This window comes from Haloarcula halobia (assembly GCF_029338255.1).
Classification (GTDB): Archaea; Halobacteriota; Halobacteria; order Halobacteriales; family Haloarculaceae; genus Haloarcula; species Haloarcula halobia.
This window is the reverse complement of the sequence record NZ_CP119787.1, coordinates 2,255,560-2,279,179: the sequence shown is the minus strand read 5'-3', so window position 1 is coordinate 2,279,179 and position 23,620 is coordinate 2,255,560. Positions and strand designations below refer to the sequence as shown.

General features: G+C 67.9%; 21 protein-coding genes. 16 read left to right on the top strand and 5 right to left on the bottom strand.

The window, feature by feature from the left end; all coding sequences use genetic code 11:
• Positions 1-109 precede the first annotated feature (109 nt).
• The 5 genes from P1K88_RS12075 (at position 110) to P1K88_RS12055 (ending at position 4,682) form a co-directional block, all read left to right on the top strand.
• Positions 110-688 (top strand): NADPH-dependent FMN reductase, encoded by a 579-nt coding sequence (locus tag P1K88_RS12075; protein ID WP_276410426.1) that lies wholly within the window; start codon positions 110-112, stop codon positions 686-688.
• Between the two features lie 254 nt (positions 689-942).
• Positions 943-1,560: a YIP1 family protein gene (locus P1K88_RS12070; protein ID WP_276410425.1), complete on the top strand. Its 618-nt coding sequence runs from the start codon at positions 943-945 to the stop codon at positions 1,558-1,560.
• Between the two features lie 38 nt (positions 1,561-1,598).
• On the top strand, positions 1,599-1,862 hold the full coding sequence (locus P1K88_RS12065) for a hypothetical protein (RefSeq protein ID WP_276410424.1): 264 nt from the start codon (positions 1,599-1,601) through the stop codon (positions 1,860-1,862).
• Positions 1,863-1,938: 76 nt separating this feature from the next.
• The gene (locus P1K88_RS12060; protein ID WP_276410423.1) at positions 1,939-4,152 is read left to right on the top strand and encodes an OB-fold nucleic acid binding domain-containing protein; all 2,214 of its coding nucleotides are present in this window, start codon (positions 1,939-1,941) and stop codon (positions 4,150-4,152) included.
• Positions 4,153-4,193: 41 nt separating this feature from the next.
• Positions 4,194-4,682 carry a cupin domain-containing protein gene (locus tag P1K88_RS12055; RefSeq protein ID WP_276410422.1) on the top strand — a complete coding sequence of 163 codons (489 nt, stop codon included), beginning with the start codon at positions 4,194-4,196 and terminating at the stop codon, positions 4,680-4,682.
• 24 nt (positions 4,683-4,706) lie between these two features.
• Here the strand turns inward: P1K88_RS12055 and P1K88_RS12050 are convergent, their stop codons facing one another.
• Positions 4,707-5,219: a metal-dependent hydrolase gene (locus tag P1K88_RS12050; protein ID WP_379786794.1), complete on the bottom strand. Its 513-nt coding sequence runs from the start codon at positions 5,217-5,219 to the stop codon at positions 4,707-4,709.
• A gap of 152 nt (positions 5,220-5,371) precedes the next feature.
• On the opposite strand from P1K88_RS12050, the gene P1K88_RS12045 reads away from it, so the two are divergent.
• Positions 5,372-7,072: a tRNA uridine(34) 5-carboxymethylaminomethyl modification radical SAM/GNAT enzyme Elp3 gene (locus P1K88_RS12045; RefSeq protein ID WP_276410421.1), complete on the top strand. Its 1,701-nt coding sequence runs from the start codon at positions 5,372-5,374 to the stop codon at positions 7,070-7,072.
• Positions 7,073-7,224: 152 nt separating this feature from the next.
• On the opposite strand, the gene P1K88_RS12040 is transcribed toward P1K88_RS12045, so the two are convergent.
• Positions 7,225-7,596: a DUF7994 family protein gene (locus tag P1K88_RS12040; RefSeq protein WP_276410420.1), complete on the bottom strand. Its 372-nt coding sequence runs from the start codon at positions 7,594-7,596 to the stop codon at positions 7,225-7,227.
• A gap of 51 nt (positions 7,597-7,647) precedes the next feature.
• Positions 7,648-8,814: an outer membrane protein assembly factor BamB family protein gene (locus tag P1K88_RS12035; RefSeq protein ID WP_276410419.1), complete on the bottom strand. Its 1,167-nt coding sequence runs from the start codon at positions 8,812-8,814 to the stop codon at positions 7,648-7,650.
• Positions 8,815-9,030: 216 nt separating this feature from the next.
• Between P1K88_RS12035 and P1K88_RS12030 the strand changes: the two genes are divergently transcribed.
• The 7 genes from P1K88_RS12030 to P1K88_RS12000 all read left to right on the top strand — a co-directional run bounded on the left by P1K88_RS12030 (position 9,031) and on the right by P1K88_RS12000 (position 17,163).
• The gene (locus P1K88_RS12030) at positions 9,031-9,741 is read left to right on the top strand and encodes an MBL fold metallo-hydrolase (protein WP_276410418.1); all 711 of its coding nucleotides are present in this window, start codon (positions 9,031-9,033) and stop codon (positions 9,739-9,741) included.
• A 51-nt stretch (positions 9,742-9,792) separates the two neighbouring features.
• Positions 9,793-10,824, top strand: a complete 1,032-nt coding sequence (locus tag P1K88_RS12025; protein ID WP_276410417.1) for an NAD(P)/FAD-dependent oxidoreductase — start codon at positions 9,793-9,795, stop codon at positions 10,822-10,824.
• A gap of 37 nt (positions 10,825-10,861) precedes the next feature.
• Entirely contained in the window at positions 10,862-12,985 is a 2,124-nt protein-coding gene (gene rqcH / locus P1K88_RS12020) for a ribosome rescue protein RqcH (RefSeq protein WP_276410416.1), read from the top strand.
• Between the two features lie 166 nt (positions 12,986-13,151).
• Positions 13,152-13,853 (top strand): DUF4013 domain-containing protein, encoded by a 702-nt coding sequence (locus tag P1K88_RS12015; RefSeq protein ID WP_276410415.1) that lies wholly within the window; start codon positions 13,152-13,154, stop codon positions 13,851-13,853.
• A 210-nt stretch (positions 13,854-14,063) separates the two neighbouring features.
• Positions 14,064-14,786 carry a DUF4013 domain-containing protein gene (locus P1K88_RS12010; RefSeq protein WP_276410414.1) on the top strand — a complete coding sequence of 241 codons (723 nt, stop codon included), beginning with the start codon at positions 14,064-14,066 and terminating at the stop codon, positions 14,784-14,786.
• A 39-nt stretch (positions 14,787-14,825) separates the two neighbouring features.
• A complete protein-coding gene (locus P1K88_RS12005) occupies positions 14,826-15,893 on the top strand; it encodes an mRNA surveillance protein pelota (protein WP_276410413.1) in 1,068 nt (355 codons plus the stop codon).
• 115 nt (positions 15,894-16,008) lie between these two features.
• Positions 16,009-17,163 carry a sensor histidine kinase gene (locus P1K88_RS12000; RefSeq protein ID WP_276410412.1) on the top strand — a complete coding sequence of 385 codons (1,155 nt, stop codon included), beginning with the start codon at positions 16,009-16,011 and terminating at the stop codon, positions 17,161-17,163.
• Positions 17,164-17,167: 4 nt separating this feature from the next.
• Here P1K88_RS12000 and P1K88_RS11995 read toward each other — a convergent pair whose 3' ends face one another.
• Positions 17,168-17,932: an MBL fold metallo-hydrolase gene (locus P1K88_RS11995; RefSeq protein ID WP_276410411.1), complete on the bottom strand. Its 765-nt coding sequence runs from the start codon at positions 17,930-17,932 to the stop codon at positions 17,168-17,170.
• Between the two features lie 265 nt (positions 17,933-18,197).
• Positions 18,198-19,001 carry an ArsR/SmtB family transcription factor gene (locus P1K88_RS11990; protein ID WP_276410410.1) on the bottom strand — a complete coding sequence of 268 codons (804 nt, stop codon included), beginning with the start codon at positions 18,999-19,001 and terminating at the stop codon, positions 18,198-18,200.
• 218 nt (positions 19,002-19,219) lie between these two features.
• Here P1K88_RS11990 and tnpA point away from each other — a divergent pair, with 218 nt between their 5' ends.
• The 3 genes from tnpA (at position 19,220) to P1K88_RS11975 (ending at position 23,603) form a co-directional block, all read left to right on the top strand.
• Complete coding sequence (gene tnpA / locus P1K88_RS11985; protein ID WP_276410409.1) at positions 19,220-19,609, top strand: IS200/IS605 family transposase; 390 nt, start codon at positions 19,220-19,222, stop codon at positions 19,607-19,609.
• A 2-nt stretch (positions 19,610-19,611) separates the two neighbouring features.
• Entirely contained in the window at positions 19,612-20,784 is a 1,173-nt protein-coding gene (locus P1K88_RS11980; protein ID WP_276410408.1) for an RNA-guided endonuclease InsQ/TnpB family protein, read from the top strand.
• Positions 20,785-20,855: 71 nt separating this feature from the next.
• On the top strand, positions 20,856-23,603 hold the full coding sequence (locus tag P1K88_RS11975; RefSeq protein ID WP_276410407.1) for an ATP-dependent helicase: 2,748 nt from the start codon (positions 20,856-20,858) through the stop codon (positions 23,601-23,603).
• Positions 23,604-23,620: the final 17 nt, after the last annotated feature.

Sequence of the window (23,620 nt, the reverse complement as noted above, 5' to 3'; positions counted from 1 at the left end):
CTCGTACGTGACTGACAGTATTGTACGCTATGGTGCAGGCGTCGAAAACGCACTGCGGCGGGTCGCCGCCACCGCTGGTCGTTTATCCCTGGCACGCGTTCACCCGGGTATGTCTGCCCCACACGTCGTCGGTATCGTCGGAAGCCTCAGAGACGAGAGTTACACGCGCGTCGGCATCGAACGGGCACTCGCGGCCGCTCAGGCGACGGGCGCGACGACGGAACTGCTCGACCTCCGGACGTTCGACCTGCCCGTCTTCGACGCGGACGACCGGACGGCCGGCGACGCCGGCGCGTTCGCGCGCCGGGTGCGCGACGCCGACTCGATACTCCTGGGGACGCCGGTCTACCACGGGTCGTTCTCGGCGCCGCTGAAGAACGCGCTCGACTACTGCGGGTTCGACGAGTTCGAGCACAAGACGGTCGGCCTGCTGGCGGTGGCCGGCGGCGGCTTCCCAATCACCGCCCTCGAACACCTCCGGTCGGTCTGCCGGGCCCTCGACTGCTGGGTCATCCCCCACCAGGCGGCCATTCCGCGCGCCAGAGACGTCGTCGAGGACGGCCAGATCGCCGACGACGGCATCGAGGACCGCGTGGTCAAACTCGGCGAGGAGGCCGTCCAGTTCGCGAACATCGAACCGGACCCGCCGAGCTTCGAGAGCACGGAGAACGTCGGGGCGGAAAAGTAGCCGGGAGGGCCGCGTTGCGTTCCAGACCCGTGGTTTTGCGCCCCGCAGGCGCGGAAAAGTAGCCGGGAGGGCCGCGTTGCGTTCCAGACCCGTGGTTTTGCGCCCCGCAGGCGCGGAAAAGTAGCCGGGAGGATCGCTGTGCGTCTGAGCCGCAGGCTCCCCTGTCGCACGCTGAACGCCAACATCGCCGTCGAACGCCGGCCATGCGGGCAGAGAGGGAAACCGTCAAAGCCACCCGCCCCTAACTGCCGGACGTGACTCAGTGGGTCGAGAACCCGACCGGTGGGCGCGACCGCGGTCCGGCCGCAGTCCTGCGCGCGTGGGCGGAGATTCTCGTCCGCCCGCGCCGGTTCTTCGAGGTGGGCGTCGCGCCCGGCGACCAGGCGCCCGGTCTCGTGTTCGCCGCGGGCGTCGTCTTGCTCGAGGAGGCCAGCCGGTTCGCGGTGGCGAGACTGGCAGCGCGGGGCGTCGTCTCGACCGGTCCGTTCGCGTACCCGGCCATCGGCGAGTTCGCGCCCGGCGTGGCCCTCCTGGCGATGCTGGCCGTCGTCGTCTTCGTGATGCCCGCGACGGTGCACCTGACCGCGGCGCTCCAGACGCTTCTGCTGGCCCCCGTCGCCGAGAACCGCGGCGGGGTCAGCGAGACGGTCCAGGTGCTGTGCTACGCGATGGCGCCGTGCGTCCTCGCCGGCCTCCCGTATCCGGAGGTCAGAGTGTTTGTGACCGCGTGGGCCGCGGCGCTGTACCTGGTGGGGACGACGGTGGTCCACGACGTCGGCATCGGGAAGGCCGTCCTCGTCGGCGCGATCCCCGCCGCCATCGTCTTCGGCTACGGGTTCCGTGGCTTCCTCGCGCTCTCGGTGCTGATCTGACGACGGGGTTTTTATGCGAGGGGCGCCCGCCTTCGGCTATGCTGAGTCTCGACATCGACGACTTCATGCTCGAACTGAAGGACGGCGCGTTCAAGAACATCGGCGCGTCGAACAAGCGGGCGACGGTCAAGCTCTACGACGTCGAGGGCGTGGACGTTCGGGAGTTCGGCGACGAACGCGTGAAACTCGCCTTCGAGGACGACCAGGGCAGCGTCGTGGAGGTTGCGCTGTTCCCGGAACAGGCCCAGGCGGTCGCTGACGGCCTGGAACTGCTCGAATACGGGAGCGACCAGCCCGAGTGAGTGCCCGGTCAGCTCGGACGAGGTGCTCGCAGGAAATTCGACAACAGTTTTAGGGCCGAACTATTCACTCCTCTCAATGGGTTCGTGTATCATCTGCGGCAAATCTGTCGACGGAAGCATCTGTAACATCCACGAAGAGGACGCGCTGTTCGAGTTCCGCGGCCACCGCCCCGACCAGCTGACGGTCGGCCGGTACTACCGTGGCAACGTGGACGGCTTCGCCGAGTTCGGCGTCTTCGTCAACATCGGCGACAGCGTCACCGGCCTCCTCCACCGGAGTGAACTGGACCGACGGCTCGACTCCCTCGACTGGGAGCCGGGCGACACCGTCTACGTCCAGGTCAAGAACGTCCGGGACAACGGGAACATCGACCTCGGCTGGTCCATCCGCCAGTCCGAGCGCGAGTTCCGCGGCGTCCTCGTCGACGACCCCGAGATCGGCCACGCGGTCGAGCTCGAGGAAGTCGACGGGGAGACGGACGACACAGATGCTGAGGAGGCACAGACCGACGACCGACCCTCAAGTGACGAATCGCAGGCCGACGAAGCGCAGACCGACGAAGCGCAGGCTGACGACTCGCAAGCCGACGACGACGCGTCGGGAGACGACGATGAACCGACGCCCGACCACTCCGCCGGCGAAGTGAGCCAGACCGGCGACGCCGACCGGATCGAGGGTGCTGGCGGGACTGTCGGGACGAGCGAGGAGAGCGAGAGCACGCCGTCGACCGGCGGCGGAGCCGCCGTCGTCGAGCAGTCCGAGTCGGAGTCCGAGACGGCAGCCGAACCGGTCGCCGCCGACATCGGCGACCTGGAGGCCCACGTCGGCGAGGACGTCCGGCTCGAGGGCGAGGTCGTCGGCATCCGACAGACCTCCGGGCCGACCGTCTTCGAGCTCCAGGACACGACCGGCACCGTCGACTGCGCCGCGTTCGTGGAGCCCGGCGTCCGGGCGTACCCGGACGTCGTCGAGGCCGACCTGGTTACGCTCGAAGGCGAGGTCCGCCGGCGTCGCGGCGAGATCCAGGTCGAGACGTCGGACCTGACGGTGCTCGAAGCCGAGGCGCGCGACGAGGTCGAACAGCGCCTCGCCGACGCCTTAGACGAGCAGGCCCGACCCGAGGCCGTCGACCCGCTGGCCGAAGACGAGGTCGTCGATCGCCTGGGCGCGGAACTCGTCGAGGCCGCGACGCTCATCCGTCGCGCCGTTCTCACCGACCGCCCGGTCATCGTCCGCCACGCCAACACCGCCGACGGCTACCTGGCGGGGAGCGCGCTCGAACGCGCGACGCTCCCGCTCGTCACCGACGAGCACCGCCGGGTCGACGCGCAGTACCACTACTTCGACCGGCGACCGCTCGAGGGCGGCGTCTACGACATGGACGACGCCACGAAGGACGTGACGACCATGCTGGACAACCGCGAGCGCCACGACGAGAAGCTTCCGCTGTTCGTGTTCGTCGCCGCCGGCGGCACGCGCGAGAGCCTCGACGGGTTCGACCTGCTCGAGGTCTACGGCGCCCCCACCCTTGTCGTCGACGACATCGCCGTCGACGACGAGGTCGCGGCGGCCGTCGACGCCGTCGTCTCGCCGTCCGCCTCCGGTGCGGCGACTACCACGGCGACCTCGCTGGCGGCGAACCTCGCCGCACACGTCAACGAGACGGTCCGCGAGGACCTGCGCCACCTCCCGGCAGTGAGTTTCTGGGAGGACGCCCCCGACGCCTACGTCGCCCTCGCTGCCGAGGCGGGCTACGACGCCGAGTCCGTCTCGCAACTGCGCGAGGCCGTCGCCCTGGAGGCGTTCTACCAGTCCTACGAGGACAAACGCGAGCTCATCACCGACCTCGTGTTCGGCGACGATGACGAGGACATCGGCGACCTGGCGGGCCACATCGCAGAGCAGTTCCGCGAGAAGGTCGACACCGAGGTGGCGACGGCCCGCGCGAACCTCGACTACCAGACGGTCGGCGACGCGCGCATCGCCGTCCTCGATACGGACGCGTTCTCCCACCAGTACGAGTTCCCGCCCGAGACGCTCCTGCTCGACGAACTCCACCGCGACGTCCGCGGAGAGGCCGACGCGCTGGTCGGCATCTCGACTGACACGCTGTACGTCCGCACCGACGCCGACGTCGACCTGCACGACCTGGCGGAGGCGGTCGCCGCGGAAGCTCCCGAAGGCGGCGTGGCCACCCGGAGTGTCCGTGAGGGGTCGGTCCGCTACCTCGCCGGCGAGCGCGGTGCCGTCCTCGACGCGACGCTGAAGGTCCTCTCGGACCGCCTGTAACGCGGCGAGCCTTTTTTGCGGCCGGCGTCGTCGTCCGTGCCATGAGCGACGGCCCCGTCAACGTCGCGGACGTCGAGTGGATCGACTACGACCACGGCGACCGGCAGTTCCGGCGCAAGCAACTCGGCGCGGCCGCCGGCGGCGAGGACCTCGGTGCGAGTCTCTACCAGATTCCCGCCGGCAAGCGCACCTGGCCGCCACACAGTCACTTCGCCAACGAGGAGGCCATCTTCGTCCTCGACGGTGGCGGCACGCTCTTTCTCGGAGAGGACGGCGACGAGCACGCACTCGAACCCGGCGACTACGTCGCGTTGCCGACCGGGACGGGGTACACGCACGAAGTGGAGGCCGGTGAGGACGGCCTCCGTCTGCTCGTCGTCTCGGAGATGAACGACCCCGATGTCACGTACATGCCAACGCGCAACGCCCTCAACGTCTTCGCGGGCACGCCGCCGGGTGGCGAGGCGAGCGAGCGGGACTTCTCGAAACTGCTCGATCTGGACGCCGAGGTGGACTACTGGCCTGAATAACCTGTCGCGGGACGACCGCCTGTCTCAGGCGTCGACCTGTTCCCGAAGGTCGGCCACCAGCGCGTAGGCCAGCGACGCTAGCACCACCGCCGAGAAGAGCGTCCAGAGGGTGACGTTGATGCCGTCCGGTCCGGCCCAGTGGGGGACGGCCGACCTCGTGACCGCCGGCAGGAAGGGCCACAGGAGGTCCGGGGGGACGCTGGGGTCGGGTGCGAGCAGCGCCCGATAGTTGTCCGCCAGCAGGTGCGAGAGGTAGGCGAACCCGAACGCCGTCCCCGCTCTGAGCCGGCCGGTATTCCAGCCGTAGACGGCGACAGCAAGCGCGATGGGCACCGCGAACGGGAGCGAGTGCATGAACACCCGCCCCGAAGGGATGAGGGCGAACTGGTTGGCCAGCGGCTTGTCGACGAGGTCCGGGAACTGACTGCCGACGAACACGACGGCGAGCAAGCCGAGCGTCGGGAGGTCCCGGTCCCGGACGACGACGTACGCGAACACCGGCAGGACGGCGACGATGACGTGTTCGAGCGGTAGCACTGACTCGTATCTGGTCCGACGGCGGGATGAACATTGTGTGGCTGTACGGCCGGCCGGTCGTCGTCTCGCAACAGCGTCCAGTCGCCCGGAGTGACCCCGCTCGCCCCCGAGCGACACGCTTATTCGCGCGAGACGACGAAATCCCACAACCGATGAGCACGGAGACGCCGGACCCCGAGGAGACCGAGGCCTTCCAGCAGGTCTGTGCGGAGCTGGTCGACCGCATCCTCGCCGGCGAGGTCGAACGCGACGAGGTGGAGTCGGCCAAGATCGACGTCTGCCGGGAGTACTCGGCGCCGAAGGTCCCCCAGAACTCCGAACTGCTCGACTACGCCCCCCAGGAACATCGCGAGGTCCTGGAGGAGGTCTTGCAGCGAAAGCCCGTCCGGACGGCGTCGGGGGTCTCCCCTATCGCCATCATGACCTCGCCCGAGCGCTGTCCCCACGGGAAGTGTCTCTACTGTCCCGGCGGCCCCGACTCGGAGTTCTCCTCCGCACAGTCCTACACGGGTCACGAACCGGCCGCCGCCCGCGGCGAGCAGAACGACTACGACCCGTACGGGCAGGTCACCCTCCGGCTCAACCAGTTGCGTGAGATCGGCCACCCGGTCGACAAGGCCGAACTCATCGTCATGGGCGGGACGATGACCGCCCGGAGCCACGACTACCAGGAGTGGTTCGTCAAGCGGGCCCTAGAGGCGATGAACGACTTCGACGTCGACGCCGAGCCCAGTCCCGCCGAAGGCGTCTCGTTTGCGGAGTCCGACGACGAGTACGAGTGGAAGTACCTCGAGGACGTCGTCGCCGAGAACGAGACGGCCGACGTGCGCAACGTCGCCACGACGTTCGAGACCAAGCCCGACTGGTGTGACCCCGAGCAGATCGACCGGATGCTCGACCTGGGTGGGACGAAAGTCGAGGTGGGCGTCCAGACCACGTTCGAGCGCATCAACCGGGAGATGCACCGCGGTCACGGTGTCCAGGCCTCCATCGACGCCAACCGCCGACTGCGGGACTCGGCGTTCAAGGTCGGCTTCCACATGATGCCCGGCCAGCCCGGCATGTCGAAGGAGATGTGCCTGGAGGACTTCCGGCGCATCTTCGAGGAGTCGGCGTGGCGGCCCGACTACCTGAAGATATACCCGACGCTCGTCGTCCCCGGCACGGTCACCTACGACTGGTGGCAGAAAGACGAGTTCGAACCGCTGGGCAACCAGGAGGCCGCCGAACTCGTCGCCGAGATCAAGGACATGATTCCCCGGTACACCCGCCTCCAGCGCGTCCAGCGCGATATCCCCGCCGACTTCATCGAGGGCGGCGTCTGGAAGTCCAACCTCCGGCAACTCGCCTGGCAGGAGATGGAGAAACACGGCTGGACCTGCGACTGCATCCGCTGTCGCGAGGCGGGCCACAGCGACGAAGACGCCGAGACCGTCGACCTCGACGTCATGACCTACGAGGCCTGTGGCGGCACGGAGCACTTCATCTCCTTCGAGGACTTCGAGAACGACGTGCTCGTGGGCTTCTGTCGCCTGCGGTTCCCGTCCCACGCGGACGGTCTCTCGTCACCGTCCGCGGCAGCGGACCCCGTCCGGGCGGAACTCCAAGACGCCGCGCTCGTCCGGGAACTCCACGTCTACGGGAATGCCGTGGGTATCGGCCAGCAGGGCGGTGAGGGGGACCACCAGCACAGAGGCTACGGGCGGCGTCTCCTCGCGAAGGCAGAGGAGATCGCCCGCGACGCCGGCTTCTCGAAACTCGCGGTCATCTCGGGCATCGGCGTCCGCGAGTACTACCGGGAGAAACTCGACTACCAGCAGGACGGGCCGTACGTGTCGAAGCAGCTAGGTTGAGACCGGCTCGAACGGAGTGAGAGCCGTGTTTTTGGTCCAGATTTTTCGATGAGGGTCGCGAGCGCGGCGAGCGACCCGAAGATGAAAAAGGTGGAGCACGGACGGACCGTACGTCTCGAAGCGGTTGGACTGACTGTCCGACGACCGGCCGACTACAGGCGGCCCGACTTCTCGGCCAGCCCCACGACGCCGAAGAGCACGGCGCTGGCCCCGCCCAGGACGACCAGCAGCGTGTAGGCCAGGCCGGACGCGCCTGGTGGAACCCTCGCCAGCCCGCCGAGTATCGCGACGCCGACGGCCGCGTCGCCGAGCGCGCTCACCGCGTAGCGTTCTACCCGTCGGCTCCCCACCCGGACGGCCCGCTCCGTCGACGCGACCAGAAAGAGGCACCCGGCGAGCCCCAGGCCGCCAGCGAAGACCGCTCGCCCGGGAGTCGCCGCGAGCGTGCCGGGCCCGGCCAGCGCTCCAGCCACCGCGACGCCGCCCAGACAGAGCAGTCCCGCCACGAGGTCGAGTCGGCTCACGATCCGGTCTTGGGTCGTTCGGGACAACTGCGTTTCGAGCGCCGCGCCGACTCAGGGTTCCGCCGAGCCCGGGCGGAGGACCTGGAGCCCCATCGGCCCTACGACGAGCGCTCGCCCTGCTGCGACCACCGGCGAGACGTATTCGTGGGCGTGGACCGAGCTGGTCTGCCAACGCAGGCGGTCCGGTTCGAACAGGCCGCCGACCTCCCGGCGGAACGCGCGGACGTCGCCCGACACGACGAGCACCGACTCGTCGGTCACGACGGGCGCGGCAGTCCCCTCGCTGGGGACGTGTGCTCGCCAGTTCGTCTCGCCGGTCGCCAGGTCGAGCTCGTGGATGTCACCGGGAACGACGTAGACGACGTCGTCGGCCGCCGCGGCCGCGGCGCGGGTCCCGAGCGAGCGGCGCCAGCGCTCCTCGCCGCCGGGGTCGACGGCGACGGTCTCTTCGTGGCCGGTCTGGACCACCCCGCCGTCGTCGGTGACGACCGGTGCCGCGTACGCCGTGTCGACGCCGACGCGCCAGCGCTCCCGGCCCGACGCCGGATCCAGTTTCACCAGCGCGTCACGGTCGGGGACGTAGACGCCGTTGCCGGTCACTGCGGGGGCGACCTGCGTAGCGGTGTCGTCGCCGAGGTTGTACGCGTCGTAGACGAGCGGGTCGAGCGGGCGCCGCCAGCGTTCGGTGCCGTCGGGGGCCAGCTTCACACAGGCCGTCGCGCTCCGGACGTAGACGGCGCCGTCGGCGACGGTGACACCGTACGTCCGGCGCGTGCCGACGCGGTACCGGTCCCGGGCGCTCCCGTCGGCGAGCGAGAGGACGGCGACGAGCGCCGGTGTGGGGTCCGGACCGCTCGCCGTGGGGGCGACCCGCGTCGGGACGTAGAGTCGGGCGCGTTCCGGGTCGACCGCGAGGGTGCCGGACAGCTCGCTCTGCAGGGACTGGGACCACAGCTCGTCTCCGTCGACGGTGACGGCGACGACGTCGCGCTCGCTCGCGAAGTACGCGATCCCGTCGTGGACGGCCGGGGGCGCGTAGGGCCAGCTCGCGCCGGCGAGAACGTCTGTCTCGCCGGCTTCCGGCGCGCCGCCGGGGACCCGGCTCGGGTTCGTCGGGCCGTTGGCGAAGGAGTGCCAGTCGCCGTCGTGGAACGGCGCCGTTCCTGAGTCAGGGGCGAGGGCGCTGCACCCGGACAGTGCTGCCGTGGCGGCCGCCACACCGGCCGTCGCGAGGAACCTGCGGCGCGACGTGTCGCGACCGCTCGACTCCGGCGGTACTGGATCGGCCGAGGAAGGGCCGGGCTGGGGTGGAGGGGTATCTGCGGGGGACACGCACCGGAACTCTCAGCGACGTGGAAAGAATCTTGTGGCGACACTGCGGGCCGTTCGGCGGCAGACCCGCAGGGTTTTCCCGCTCAGTCCCCTCTCCCCGGTATGGTGCGTCGGCTTCGCGACGGCATCTGGCTGCTCGAGCTCGGCCTGATTCCCCCACTCGCGTCGAACGCCTACCTGGTCGACGAGACGGCCGTGGGCGACGGGGACGGCGACCTCACCCTCGTCGACGCGGGGCTGTGGTGGAACGAACCGACCATCGTCGACGAGCTGGCGGCTGCCGGCTACGCGCCCGCGGACCTCGACAGAGTGCTGATCACCCACTACGATCTGGACCACGTCGGGGGGCTGAACCGGCTGGTCCCCGAGTTCGACGGGCCGGTGTACGTCGGGACGGCGGATTTGGACCTGCTCAACGGGGACGCCAACCCGGCCTGGCTCCACCACAAGGGCCTGTTCCACCGGGTCACGCGACACCTGTTCCCCCTGCCGGACCTCGACCGCTACCCCGTCCACGACGGGGACGAAATCGGTCGCTTCACGGCCTACACCACCCCGGGGCACAACCCCGGACACGTCGTCTACTACCACCCGGACGTCGAAGCGGCGTTCCTGGGCGACCTGGTCTGGGAAGACGACGGGGGCCTGACGACGCCGATTCGGTTCGACTCCTACGACATGGTCGAACTTCGGGCCAGCGTCGTCGAGCTGGCCGCGCGGATCCCGCCTTTTGAGGTGGCTGCCATGGGCCACGGCGACCCGCTCTCTGTCGGTGGGTTCGAGGCTCTCGAGGCACTGGCGAGCGAGCACTGACTCCGCTCGTTTGGGGGTGGATTTTTACTCGCAGCGCGTCTGGCAGCTTCCATGACCGAGCGACTGGCGGTCGTCGGCGCCGGCGCAGCAGGTGCCGCGGCGACGTACGCCCTCCGGGACGACCCCATCGATGTGACCGTCTTCGAGAAGAGCCGGGGCGTCTGTGGGCGGGCGGCGACCCGCAGGACGGACGACTGCGTCTACGAGTACGGCGCCAACTACCTCAAGCCGGGCGACGACCGGGTGACCGAACTCGTCACCGAGGACCTGTCGACCGACGGCCTCGTGGACATCGCGGAACCGGTCTACACCTTCGAGGCCGACGGCGACATCGTCCCCGGCCGCGACGCGGACGAACACAAGTGGACCTACGAGGCCGGCATCACGCAACTTGCCAAGCGGCTGTTCGGTGCGACGGACGCCACGGTCGAGAACGGCGTTCGCGTCGAGGTGATCGACAGGCTGGCCGATGGCTGGCGGGTCCTCGACAGCGAGGGGACCGACCACGGGGCCTACGACGCCCTCCTCCTTACCCCGCCGGCGCCACAGACGGCCGATCTCCTGGGCCAGGCGTCGTGGGACCACGACGACTGCCGCGCGCTCAGACAGACCGTCGCGTCGGTACCCTACCGGACCGTCGTCGCCGGCGTCCTGCACTTCGACTTCGAACTCGACGTCCCGTGGTACGGCGCGGTCAACCGCGACAAGGCCCACGACGTCGGGTGGGTCTCGCGCGAGGAGTGCAAGCGCGGGCACGTCCCGGACGGCGAGTCGCTCCTCGTCGTGCAGATGAACGAACCGTGGTCCGTCGCGAACTACGACCGACACCCCGAGGCGCTGGTCGAGACCATCGCCGAGCGGGCGGCCGCGCTGGTGGGCGACGACCGGGTGGCCGACCCCGACTGGACGGACTACCAGCACTGGCGCTACTCGCAACCGGAGGGGGAGGTCGACCACGACGCGCTCGCGGGCGCTCGAGACCACGACCTGTACTTCGCGGGCGACTGGGTCGCCGGGGCGGGCCGCATCCACGCGGCGCTCCGTAGCGGTCTCGACGTCGCTGTGGACATCGCCGGGCGCTGAACGGAACGCCTTTGGGTCGGGGCCGTCAGCCACCGACATGGACCACAAGCGGGAGCTGACGAGCGTCGACCTCGCGGCGCTCGAGACGGAACTCGGGGCCTACGAGGGCGCGAAACTCGACAAGGCGTACCTCTATGCCGACGACGACCTCGTCAGGCTGAAGCTGCGCGACTTCGACCGCGGGCGCGTCGAGTTCGTCATCGAGCTCGGCGAGGTCAAGCGCGCTCACGTGGTCGCGCCAGACCACGTGCCGGACGCACCGGGGCGCCCGCCCGACTTCGCGATGATGCTGCGAAACCGGCTCTCGGGGGCCGACCTCGTCCGCGTCGAGCAGTTCGAGTTCGACCGCATCATCGAACTGGAGTTCGACCGGGCGGACGGGTCGACGACCATCGTCGCGGAGCTGTTCGGCGACGGGAACGTCGCAGTGGTAGACGAGTACGGCGACGTCGTCGACTCGCTGGAGACGGTCCGCCTGAAGTCCCGGACCGTCGCGCCCGGCGCGGCCTACGAGTTCCCCTCGGCGCGGTTCAACCCGCTGACAGTCGACTACGAGGGGTTCGTCGCACGCATCCGCGACTCCGACGCCGACCTGGTGCGGACGCTGGCGACCCAGCTGAACTTCGGCGGCCTCTACGGCGAGGAGCTCTGTTCGCGGGCCGACATCGAGTACAACGTCGCCGTCGACGAGGTCACCGACGAGCAGCTCGAACGGCTCTACGAGGTCGTCACCGACCTCTCGACACAGTTGCGGGAGGGGAACCTCGACCCGCGCGTCTACTACGAGTCGACCGGAGAGGACGAGGAGTCGCGCCGTCGGGTAGACGTCACGCCGGTCCCGCTAGTCGAGTACGAACATCTCCACAGCGAACCCTACGACGCGTTCAACGCGGCGCTGGACGACTACTTCTTCCACGTCCAGCGCGAGAGCGAGGTCGAGGGCGGCGAGGCGAAACGGCCGGACTTCGAGTCCGAGATACAGAAGCACGAGCACATCATCCGCCAGCAGGAGCAGGCCATCGAGGACTTCGAGGCCGACGCCGAGGCCGAACGCGAGAAGGCCGAGCTGCTCTATGCCCGCTACGACCTGGTCGACGAGGTGCTCTCGACCGTCCAGGCCGCCAGGGCCGACGACGTGTCCTGGGACGAGATTCGACAGACGTTCCGGGAGGGGGCCGACCGTAGTATCGCCGCCGCAGAGGCCGTCGTCGACGTCGACGGCAGCGAGGGGACGGTCACGCTGGAGATCGGCGGCACCCAGGTGACCGTCGACGCGTCGACGGGCGTCGAGAAGAACGCCGACCGCCTCTACCAGGAGGCAAAGCGCATCGAGTCGAAGAAGGAAGGCGCGATGGCCGCCATCGAGGACACGCGTGAGGACCTCGCCGACGTCAAGGACCGTCGTGACGCCTGGGAGGCAGACGACGGGGAGGCGGAACCGGACGAGGCGGCCGACGACGACGAACCGACCGACTGGCTCGCGGAACCCTCGATACCGGTCCGCCAGACCGAGCAGTGGTACGAACAGTTCCGCTGGTTCCACACCTCCGATGGCTTCCTGGTCATCGGCGGCCGGGACGCCGACGAGAACGAGCAACTCGTCAAGAAGTACCTCGAACGCGGTGACAAGTTCTTTCACGCGCAGGCCCACGGCGGCCCGGTGACCGTGCTGAAGGCCACGGGTCCGAGCGAACCCTCGAAGGACGTCGACTTCCCCGACTCGTCGCTCCGGGAGGCCGCACAGTTCGCCGTCTCGTACTCCTCGGTCTGGAAGGACGGGACGTTCGCCGGCGACGTCTACATGGTCGAGAAAGACCAGGTCTCGAAGACCCCCGAGAGCGGCGAGTACCTGGAGAAAGGCGGGTTCGCCATCCGGGGCGACCGGACCTACTTCGAGGACACCGAAGTCGGCGTCGCCGTCGGCATCACCTGCGAGGACGAGACGCGGGTCGTCGGCGGCCCGCCGACCGCCATCCGTCCGCAGGCGGCGACGAGCATCACCGTCGAACCGGGCCAGTACGCCCAGAACGACATCGCCAAGCGACTCTACCGGGAGTTCAAGTCCCGCTTTGCCGACGAGACGTTCGTCCGGAAGGTCGCCAGCCCCGACCGGATCCAGGAGTTCCTCCCGCCCGGCGGGAGTCGGATGGTCGACGACTGATCGGACCCCCGCGACGGCCGCCATGCTGTAGCGTGATACTGACACTCACCTGATACGTACCGTTATATACTTGTTGGTCGTACTAGAAGAATGAAGGTACCACGAGGTAGCTGCGGAGCGACGAGTTCCCGGTACCCTGGCATCCCGAACCCACTGGAGGATCACAATGTTCCAAGAAGCACTCAACTATCCACGAAACGGTGACAGCGCGATCAAGAACATCGCTATCGGCGGTCTCTTGCTGCTCTTTAGCTTCTTGCTCGTCCCGACGTTCTTCGTCATGGGCTACATCGTCCGGGCGCTCCGGATGGTCATGGACGGCGAGGATGAACCGCCGGAGTTCGACGAGTGGGGCGAGTTGCTCACCGACGGGCTGAAGGTGTTCGTCATCGGGTTCGTCTACGCGCTCGTCCCCGCTATCATCGCCCTCGTGGCGGTGATAGCGAGTGGCGCCTCTCTCGGCCTCGGCGGCGACAGCGCGGTCGGCGGCCTCGCCGCGGGGCTCATCTTCCTCGTGGCGTCGCTGGTCCTGTTCGTCGTCTCGCTGGCGCTCGCGTACGTGCTGCCGGCCGCCGTCGTTGCCTTCGCCCGTAACGACAGCATCGGCGCGGCGTTCTCGTACGGCGAACTGCGCCCGATGCTGTTCAGCCGCACCTACGCGACCGGCTGGCTGGTGGCGTTCGGTATCGCCATCCTGAGCGGCGTGGTCATCAGCGTGCTCAACGCCGTCGTCATCGGCGTCATCCTGGCCCCGTTCGTGTCGTTCTACGCGAACCTCGCCGGGAGCCACGCCATCGGCGAGGCCATCCGCGAGATGCCCGCCTTCGAGGACGGCTCCGACTCGACCGCCGGCCAGGCCGCGGTCTGAGACGGGCCAGGTCGACGCCTCGGTCCGGACGGTTCTCTCATTCTTCCGTGGTCGACGAGCCGTAGGTGTACCCGGACGCTGCCCGCTCAACGATTCGAACGTGCCGTGTCCGAAGTTGTTGGATAAACTTGATGACGATGCCGGGCGATCGTTGGTGTACTGCTGTCCCGCGCTCGGACCGACCCGGCCGACAGCGGTGGTCGATTCCCAATGCTAGACGACGCGATACGATATCCGTGGACCGGCGAACAGAACGTAGAGACCATCCTCGTCGGCGGGGTCCTGAGCCTCCTGGGGGTCTTTTTCGTGCCGACACTCCTCGTCTATGGCTACCTCGTCAGGGTCGTCCGGCAGGTGGCGGCCGGCGACGACGCGAAACCGCCGACCTTCGACGAGTGGGCCGACCTGCTCGTCGACGGCGTCGTCGCCTTCGCCATCTCGCTTGTGTACTTCCTCGTGCCGGCGCTCGTCATCACTGTGGCCGCCGTGGCGTGGATCGTTCCGGTCAGCGTCGGCACCGGTATCGGCGGGTCGGGCGGGAACTCGCTCGCCGTCGTCGGCGTCCTCCTGGCGGTCGCCACCGGTGTCGTCGCCCTGCTCGCACTCGTCGCCGCGTTCTACCTGTTCCCCGCTGCCATCGCCGTCTACGCCCGCACCGGCTCGGTCCGGGCGGCGTTCTCCCCCGCGGTGCTCAGGGCGGTGGGGACGACGGACACGTACGCCACCGCGTGGGTCGTCGCGCTCGTCATCGCGCTGGTCGCACAGATCGTCGGCGGCGCCATCGCTCTGACCGTCATCGGCCTCATACTTGTTCCGTTCGTGGGGTTCTACGGCAACGTGGCCGCCGCCTACGCCATCGGCCGGGGGATCCGGGAGACGGACCTCCCCGGCGAGCCGCTCGACGATACTGCGGCCGGCCAACCGGCGGTCTGAATAGCAGGGCACTTCCGTCACCGCAGTCGAGAGGGTCGTATGCAAGTCAAGCATCGGGTGGCGACCACCGAGGGGCGCGAACGCGTCGAGGTGGTGCCCGAGACGCTCGACGACCTCTGGCATCTCTCGTACATCGTCGAGCCGGGCGACCTGGTTGCGGGCGACACGACCCGGCGCATCCAGCGCGAGGACGACACCCTCCGGGACACGGGCGGCGAGCGCGAGCACATGTGGCTGAAGATCGAGGTCACCGACGTCGAGTTCGCGAAGTTCGCCAACCGCCTGCGCGTCGGCGGCGAGATCGTCGATTGCTCCCGGGAGGACCAGCTGGGCTTTCACCACACGCTCAACGTCGAGGAGCACACCGAACTGGAAATCGAGAAACGCTGGAAGCCCGACCAGAACGACCGCCTGGCGGAGGCCGAGGAAGCCGCCGAGAACCCGGACGTCGCCATCGTGACCGTCGAGGAGGGCGAGGCACACGTCCACACTGTCGCCCAGTACGGCACCGAGGAACGCGCGAGCATCACGTCGACGACCGGCAAAGGCGAGTACGCCCGTCCCCGGACGGAACTGTTCGCCGAGCTCGCGGAGGTCGTCCGCCGCCAGGACGTCGACGCCTACATCCTCGCCGGCCCCGGGTTCACCAAGCAGGACGCGCTGGACTACTTCCGGGAGGAGATTCCCGACATCGCCGAGCAGATGACGGTGGTCGACACCGCCAGCGTCGGCGACCGCGGCGTCCACGAGGTACTCAAGCGGGGAGCCGTCGAAGACGTCCAGCAGCGGACCCGAATCGCCGAGGAGGCGGATCTCATCGACGAGCTGATGGCCCGAATCGCACAGGGGAGCGAGGCCGCCTACGGCCCAGCGGACGTCGCCAGGGCCGCCGACTTCGGCGCCATCGAGACGCTGCTCGTCCTCGACGAGCGACTCCGGCTGGAGCGGGCCGGCGAGGGTGACTGGGACGTCGACGTCGACCGCATCATCGAGACGACCGAACAGAAGGGGGGGTCGGTGACCGTCTTCTCCGCCGAGTTCGCCCCGGGCCAGCAACTGTCCAACCTGGGCGGCATCGCGGCGCTCCTCCGGTATCGACTCGACTGAACGTGCGTCTCCGGTCGCCCGCGGCGCGTTCTCGCTCGCCGGGAACTATCCAAACCGGTAATTACCGGCGGTCCCAAGTTCGGACAACCACGGTGCGGGCCGGGGGTTGCACACAATGTCATTCGAAGACCAGCGTGATTTCGCGAGCCAGGTCGCTGACCTCAACAAGTACGGCCAGGCACTCAACCAGTGTTCGACTGTCGAGGAGGTCGTCTCGCTGACGCTGGAGGCGATGTCCGTGCTGTTCAAGTTCTCGGACTCGACGTTCGTCGAGGTCCGGGGCGGCGACCCGCGCGTCGTCCACAGCACGAACCCCAACCTGGCCCCGGGCGACCCACCCTCCGACATCGCGATGCGAGCCTTCGAGACGGGGAGCGTCGCCACCGAGACGGGGGCCGGGGCCGGCGTCAGCGACGACTCGGACGTGACCGCGGCGCTTGCCGTCCCGGCCCAGATGGGCGACGACGTGACCGCGATCCTCGAGACGCGCTCGACGTCCGCCGAGTCGTTCGGGGACGAGCACCGCCGGCCGATGACCATCCTCGCCTCCCACGCGGCGACGGCCATCAGCAACATCCGCTCGCGCGAGCGACTGGAACGGGCCCGGCGGGACCTCGAGACCCGGAAGGAACTCATCGAGATGTACGACCGCCTGCTCCGCCACGACCTCGGCAACGACCTCCAGGTCATCGCCGGGTTCGCCGACGCCGTCGCCACCGACAGCGACGGCCAGACGGCCGACCACGCCGAGAAGATACAGCGGGCCGCCGAGAACGCCGCCGACCTCATCGAGCGCGTGGGCGACCTCGTCTCGTCGCTCGAGTCCCAGGACGAACCCCAACCGCGTGACCTGCAGGCGATTCTGTCGGCGGTCGTGGCCGACGTCGAGGCGTCCTACCCGTCGCTCACCGTCGAGTTCGACCCCGGAGCGGCCGACTACCGGGTGTACGGTGGCGACCTGCTGGACTCGGTGTTCCGGAACGTCGTCTCGAACGCCGCCGTCCACAACGAGGGCGAGGTGACCGTCGAGCTGCACGTCGAGAGCACCCAGGACGAGGTGGTCGTCACCGTCGCCGACGACGGGTCTGGCGTTGACGAGGCCGTCCGGGACGAGCTCTTCCAGATGGGGCGCAAGGGCCCCGACAGCTCGGGCAGCGGGTTCGGCCTCGGGTTCGTCCGGGCGCTGACGGAGTCCTACGGCGGGACCGTCAGCGTCGGCGACAGCGAGGCCGGCGGCGCGGCCTTCGATGTCACGCTCGACCGGGTGTGAGCGCTCAGTCGGCGTCGGAAAGCGATATCGTCAGGCCGTCCTCGGCGAAGCGGACGTCGCCGTCGTAGTGGCGCCCGAGCGACGCCAGCATCTCGTCGTGTCGCCCCTCGGTGTGTGGATAGAGGTGTGTCAGATAGACGCGCCCGAGGTCGGCGTCGGCGGCCTCGAGCGTCTCGCCGAGCACGGCCGGCGTCGGGTGGTTCGAGACGTCGACGTCGTCGGGGAACGAACAGTCGTGGACGAGGACGGCCGACCCGTCCGCGAACTCGACGAGGTCGGTGACGGCCTCGGAGTCGCCGCTGAGTGTCACGGTCGGCCCGCCGCCGGCCGGTTCGACGCGGTAGGCGAAACACTCCATCGAGTGGCGCGTCTCGGTGGCCTCGAGGGCGAACCCGGGGAGGTCGAACGCGCCGGCGTCCACGTCGCGCAGCGTCAGGTCGAGTCGCCCCTGCATGTACTCGTGGACCGAGAGGAGGTCACGGACCAGCTGCCCGGTGCCCGGCGGGCCGACGACGGTGAGGTCGGTCTCGCCGGCCAGCCAGCGGGCCTTCAACAGGACGTCCAGGTCCGAGACGTGGTCGAGATGGTGGTGGCTCAGCAGGACCGTGTCGACACCCTCGTAGCCGACGTCGGTCCGGGCCAGCGCCGAGAGGACGCCGCTCCCGCAGTCGACGAGGAGCGATCGCTCGCCGGATTCGACGAGGTAGCCGGTCTGTGCGCGCGTCCCGGTCGGCATAGCACTGCCGGTCCCGAGGAACGTGAGTCGCATAGCGGGAGAGAACGACCGGACGGGAATAGGCGTTTGTGTCGGTGGAGGGTGACACTGGGATGCCAGGGACCAGCGTGGGGGCGCCAGCGGAGTGGGGGGAAAGGGGCCGTTCCGGAGAGAACGGCGATGGCTCGGGCAGGTGCGGCCATCGTCGGGGAGCGGGGAACCAGGGCGGCGGTTCCCGACCCCGTCGACGGCGCAGATAGACGTAGGGAGGGGAGTATCAAAAGGCCACCTTACGGTAAAATCGGCGTTTGAGCGACCGTCAGACGTCGTACACCCAGACGGCGGCGACGACGGCGACGACCAGCAGGCCGCCGAGGAAGAAGACGAGGCCCGGCGGGACGTCGAACCCGCCGGCGGCGCCGGACACCTCCGCGAGTTCGGTGGCGACGTCCGTGGGCGTCGTCGTCGGTTCGGGCACTGGGGTCTCGGTCGGGGCCTCCGTGGGCGTCGGCGTCTCCGTCGCCTCGGCGATGCTGACCCCGCCGTCGTCGCCGCTGGGCGTCGCCGTCGCCGTGGGTTCGGCTGTGGTCTCGGCAGTCGTCGAGAGCGCGGGGTCTGCGCCGGCGTCGCCGCCCCCACTTGGGGCCTCACCGCCGTCGCCGCTCGCGGACTGCCCGACGAAGGGGACACCCTCGGTGATGACCTGGACGGCGACACTGGCGGCCGTGAGGAGGCCGACGACGGGCACGAGTCGCTTCGCGAGCGCGCGGAGCGACCGCTTTCGATCACGGGTCCCGACGAACAGCACGAGCGGGTCGTCGGGCGGCTGGTACACCTTCATCTCCTGGCCCTTCTCGGAGTAGCGGGTGCCGGCGACGGCGATGAGCTCCTCCTCTTCGAGTTTCTCGAGGTGGTAGGAGACCTTCTGGATTGACATCCCGAGCCGGTCGGCCAGTTCGGAGGGCGTTCCCGGGTCGTCGTATACCGCGTTGAGTATCTCGCGGGCCGTCTCGGAGGAGAGCGCTTCGATGACGGCGGAGACGTCCTCGTCGACGCCGACGATCTCCAGTTCGCCGTCCTGGGAGGTGCTCGCCTCGGGACCGCGCGAGGGTAGCAGGGACATATCGGAATCAGTGACCCCCAGCGGTATATATCTCGTGGAGACTGCGATGGAAATTTCACGGTTCCCGGGGGGCCCACGTTTACACAGAATCGAGGAGAAAGCCCACGACTTCAGTCGTGGGATGAATCCGACTACACACGACACAAACCATCCACGATAGCCGGCCAAGGGTTGATGAAATCAAAATACCTAATATAGATTGGTGTCCATCTAACGGTATGCCACGGGGGTATAGTCAAGAACGAACGTCGGTTCACAACCTCCACTACCACTTCGTGTGGTGTCCGAAGTACCGCAAACCGGTGCTGACGGACGAGGTTGCCGACCGCCTCGAACAACTCATCACGGAGAAAGTCGACGAACTCGACCTCGACATCCTCCGACTGGCAATCCAGCCCGACCACGTTCACCTGTTCATTACGGGCAACCCGAAACTCGCCCCGAACAAAATCATTCAACAGGTCAAGGGCTACACCTCACGGAACCTCCGCGAGGAGTTCGACTTCGGCCTCCCATCGCTGTGGACGCGTTCGTACTTCGTCTCCTCAGCAGGAGAGGTGTCGAGTCAGACCATCGAGGAGTACATCGAAGCACAGACCGGACGATAACGATGCATCGAGAAGTCACCACTACGGTACGGGTTAAACTCCACTCGCTCACCGAGTGGAAAGCCCGACTCATCGAACGCGAGTACGGCGCGTTCCAAGATGCCGTTCACGGTGACGGCAACGCGAACCTCTACTCCGCCACTAAGCAACAGGCGGGCAAAGTCCGCTCGAAGAAGAACCCGCGAGAGGACACCGAACAGCCTGTCGTCCTCCGCAACGACTGTATCACCATCGAACACGACGAGGACACGGTTCTCTCGTCGTGGTGGTTCAAACTCCCCGTCTACAACCCTGAGAAGGAACGCGGGGATAGCATCTGGGTTCCCGTCCGCGTCCCCGAGAAGGACACGAACCTCCTCGAAGACGAGTACATCCGCGATTCGGAACTCGTCCACCGGGACGGCGAGTGGTACGTCCACCTCGTCTGCAAGCGGTCTGTGGCCGTCGCAGACGAATACGATGACGTTCTCGCCGTCGATATGGGTGCGAAGTGGATAGCCGTCAGCACGTTCCTCTCAGACCGCGACACGCAGTTCCACGGCGCAGAAGTCCGGCGCGTCCGCGAACACTACAAGCAACTCCGCAAGAGCATCGGGAAGGCGAAGGTGCGTTCGGGAGCGCAGGTCATCGAACGCCTCGGAGACAAGGAATCCAGAACGGTCGAACACGAACTGCACCAAGTGGCGAACGAACTCGTCGCTCGCGCTCGGGAGCGCAACGCCGTCATCGTGTTCGGTGATATGACCGGGTTGCGCTTCGACAACGACAAGGGTCGGTACGTGAACGACAAGACCCACAAGATGCCATACGCGAAGATGGCGAACATCCTCACGTACAAAGCCCATCTTGACGGGAGAGAGTGCCTCCCTGTAAACGAGTACGACACGTCTGTGACATGCTGGCGGTGTGGGTCGCAGAACACATCGCGGAAAGTGCAGGGGCGTGTCGAGTGCCACGACTGTGGGCTGGACGACAACGGCGACAAGAATGGCGCGACGAACATCGGCAAACGAGCCGTCGGTAAGAACATTCAGAGTCCGCTATCGACGGTGGGGGCTGTTGTGGCTCAGCCCGAAACGCAGGTCGTACTCAAGGGAACCAACGGTGAGATGGAACCTGCGAACTCCCCAGACGGCGTGGGCCTAACCCTCAGTGAGGGAAGCCCACGACTTTAGTCGTGGGAGAAGTCACTCCACGGTCGCAACCCACTTCCCTGCACGGCCCCACGTCCGCACCAGAGTGCGAGATGGGAGGACGAGCCCACCTGGCGGAGCTGGACCTGGCGTTCGACCCCGCTACCGTCGATATCGACGACGAGCCGGTGCTCGACCTGCTGGCGCCCGTCGTCCAGGAGTGGTGGATCGAGCAGTTCGGTGAGTTCGTCCCCGGCAACGGCGGCTTCTTTACCCCGCCACAGAAGGACGCCATCCCGCTCATCCACGAGGGGGAGAACGCGCTCATCTGTGCGCCGACGGGGTCGGGCAAGACGCTCGCGTCCTTTACCGGCATCATCAACGAGCTGTTCGCGAAGGCCCGCGAGGACGCCCTGGAGAACTCCGTCTACTGCCTCTATGTCTCGCCGCTGAAGTCCCTGGCCAACGACATCCACCGGAACCTGGAGGTGCCGCTTGGCGACATCACCGACCGCCTGGCCGAGCGGGGCGAGGACGTCGACATCCGCCACGCCATCCGCCACGGCGACACCAGCGACAGCGAGCGCCAGGCCATGCTCGAGACGACGCCCCACATCCTCAACACGACCCCCGAGACGCTGGCGATACTGCTCAACTCCCCGAAGTTCAAGCGGAAACTCGAGACGGTGGAGTACGTCATCGTCGACGAGATACACAGCCTCGCCGAGAACAAGCGCGGGACCCACCTCTCGGTGTCGCTCGAACGTCTGGAGGCGATGGCCGAGACTTCGCCGACGCGAATCGGCTGCTCGGCGACGGTCGAACCGCTCGAAGACGTCGCGGAGTTCCTCGTCGGTCGCACGGAGCCGGGCGGGCCGCCCCGCGACTACGAGCTCGTCGACACGCGGTTCACCCGGGACTTCGACGTCGAGCTGACCTGTCCGACCGACGACCTCATCGACACATCCCGAGACGTCGTCACGGGCCGGTTCTATCAGCAGCTGCACGACCAGATCCAGTCCCACACGAACACGCTCGTGTTCACCAACACGCGCTCGGGGGCCGAACGCGTCCTCCAGAACCTCCGCGAGCAGTTCGACGACTACGACGAGACGAACTCGGGGTGTCACCACGGGTCGCTCTCGAAGGACAAGCGCCACGAGGTCGAGGCGGCGCTGAAGGCCGGCGACCTCGACGTGGTGACCACCTCGACGAGTCTGGAACTCGGCATCGACATGCCCCACATCGACCTGGTCGTCCAGGTCGGGTCCCCGAAGTCCGTCGCTGCGCTCCTCCAGCGCATCGGCCGGGCAGGCCACCAGCTGGGCGAGACGGTCGAGGGCCGGGTCGTCGCGCTCGACCGGGACGAACTAATCGAGTGTGCTGTCATGCTCCAGAAGGCCGAGTCGGGGTTCGTCGACCGGGTGTTCGTCCCGGAGAACGCACAGGACGTCGCCGCCCAGCAGGTCTACGGCATGGCCATCAACAAGGTCCGCCCCGAGCGGGAGGTCCGGGCCATCCTCGAGCGGGCCTACCCGTACCGGAACTACACCGACGCGGACTGGGAACAGCTGTGTCGCTATCTCACGGCCGACTACGCCGGCCTGGAGGACAAGAACGTCTACGCGAAGATCTGGCGGGACACCAACGACTCGCCGGACGGCGAGTACCACTACGACGAGTACGCCGTCGGCGAACCGCTGGTCGGGAAGCGGGGGCGCCTCGCCCGGGTCATCTACATGACCAACGTGGGCACGATTCCGGACTCCTTTACCTGTGACGTCTACACGCGCAGCGACAGCCGCTGGGTGGGCCAGCTCGACGAACAGTACCTCGACACGCTGGAGCAGGGCGACGTGTTCGTCCTGGGTGGGGACCGCTTCGAGTACCGCTACCGCCGCGGGTCGAAGGTGCACGTCGACCCGACCAGTGCCCGGCCGACGGTGCCCTCGTGGTTCTCCGAGCGCCTCCCGCTGTCCTACGACATGGGTCGCCAGATGCTCGGCTTCCAGGCGACGCTGCTCGAGAAGCTGGAGGCGGGCGGGATGTCCGAGGTGCGCAACTGGCTCCGGACCTTCCCCGTCGACGAGAACACGGTGCGCGCCATCGCCCGGATGTTCCGCGAACAGGTGGCCTACGCCGGTCCGCAGAGCGTCTCGACGCCGGACCGCCTTGTCGTCGAGGAGGCACTGGACCACGACGAGTACGAGCGCCACTACTACGTCCACTCGACGTACGGCCGCCGGTTCAACGACGGGTTCTCGCGGCTGGTGGCCTACTACGTCGCCCAGCGCGCCACCGCCAACGTGCAGGTGGCGGTCGCGGACCACGGCTTTACCCTCTCGATGCCGCTGAACCGGAAAGTCGACGTCGCGGGGCTCGTCGAGACCATCGACCCGGCCGACGTGCGCGAAGACCTCAGAGCCAGCCTCGAGGGGACGGACCTGCTCCAGCGGTACTTCCGGATCAACGCCACCCGGTCGCTGATGATACTCAAGCGCTACAAGGGCTACGAGAAGTCCGCCAGCGAACAGCAGGTCTCCTCGGAGATGCTGCTCGGGTTCGCCCAGGACCTCGGCGAGTTCGCCGTCGTCGAGGAGACCTACCGGGAGATACTGGAGGACAAGCTCCACGTCGACGGCATCGAGGCCGTCGTCACGGACATCGACCGCGGCGCGCTCGAGGTGGTCTCGACCCGCGTCGAGTCGCCGTCGCCCAGGGCCTTCGGCCTCGCGACGCTGATGGCCAGCGACGTCGTGCTCGCCGACGACGAGTCGGCGGTCCTCGCGGAGTTCCACCGCCGCGTCCTGGCCGAGATAGACGACGACCGGTCCGGCGAGACGGCTGCGACCACGGACTGAGCACCCGGGGACCGACG

Bases quoted from the DNA above. Each gene is read 5' to 3' on its own strand.
- P1K88_RS12075 (WP_276410426.1), top strand. From the start codon at position 110: ATGTCTGCCCCACACGTCGTCGGTATCGTCGGAAGCCTCAGAGACGAG.
- P1K88_RS12065 (WP_276410424.1), top strand. From the start codon at position 1,599: ATGCTGAGTCTCGACATCGACGACTTCATGCTCGAACTGAAGGACGGC.
- P1K88_RS12060 (WP_276410423.1), top strand. From the start codon at position 1,939: ATGGGTTCGTGTATCATCTGCGGCAAATCTGTCGACGGAAGCATCTGT.
- P1K88_RS12055 (WP_276410422.1), top strand. From the start codon at position 4,194: ATGAGCGACGGCCCCGTCAACGTCGCGGACGTCGAGTGGATCGACTAC.
- P1K88_RS12045 (WP_276410421.1), top strand. From the start codon at position 5,372: ATGAGCACGGAGACGCCGGACCCCGAGGAGACCGAGGCCTTCCAGCAG.
- P1K88_RS12030 (WP_276410418.1), top strand. From the start codon at position 9,031: ATGGTGCGTCGGCTTCGCGACGGCATCTGGCTGCTCGAGCTCGGCCTG.
- P1K88_RS12025 (WP_276410417.1), top strand. From the start codon at position 9,793: ATGACCGAGCGACTGGCGGTCGTCGGCGCCGGCGCAGCAGGTGCCGCG.
- rqcH (WP_276410416.1), top strand. From the start codon at position 10,862: ATGGACCACAAGCGGGAGCTGACGAGCGTCGACCTCGCGGCGCTCGAG.
- P1K88_RS12015 (WP_276410415.1), top strand. From the start codon at position 13,152: ATGTTCCAAGAAGCACTCAACTATCCACGAAACGGTGACAGCGCGATC.
- P1K88_RS12010 (WP_276410414.1), top strand. From the start codon at position 14,064: ATGCTAGACGACGCGATACGATATCCGTGGACCGGCGAACAGAACGTA.
- P1K88_RS12005 (WP_276410413.1), top strand. From the start codon at position 14,826: ATGCAAGTCAAGCATCGGGTGGCGACCACCGAGGGGCGCGAACGCGTC.
- P1K88_RS12000 (WP_276410412.1), top strand. From the start codon at position 16,009: ATGTCATTCGAAGACCAGCGTGATTTCGCGAGCCAGGTCGCTGACCTC.
- P1K88_RS11995 (WP_276410411.1), bottom strand. From the start codon at position 17,932: ATGCGACTCACGTTCCTCGGGACCGGCAGTGCTATGCCGACCGGGACG.
- P1K88_RS11990 (WP_276410410.1), bottom strand. From the start codon at position 19,001: ATGTCCCTGCTACCCTCGCGCGGTCCCGAGGCGAGCACCTCCCAGGAC.
- tnpA (WP_276410409.1), top strand. From the start codon at position 19,220: ATGCCACGGGGGTATAGTCAAGAACGAACGTCGGTTCACAACCTCCAC.
- P1K88_RS11980 (WP_276410408.1), top strand. From the start codon at position 19,612: ATGCATCGAGAAGTCACCACTACGGTACGGGTTAAACTCCACTCGCTC.
- P1K88_RS11975 (WP_276410407.1), top strand. From the start codon at position 20,856: ATGGGAGGACGAGCCCACCTGGCGGAGCTGGACCTGGCGTTCGACCCC.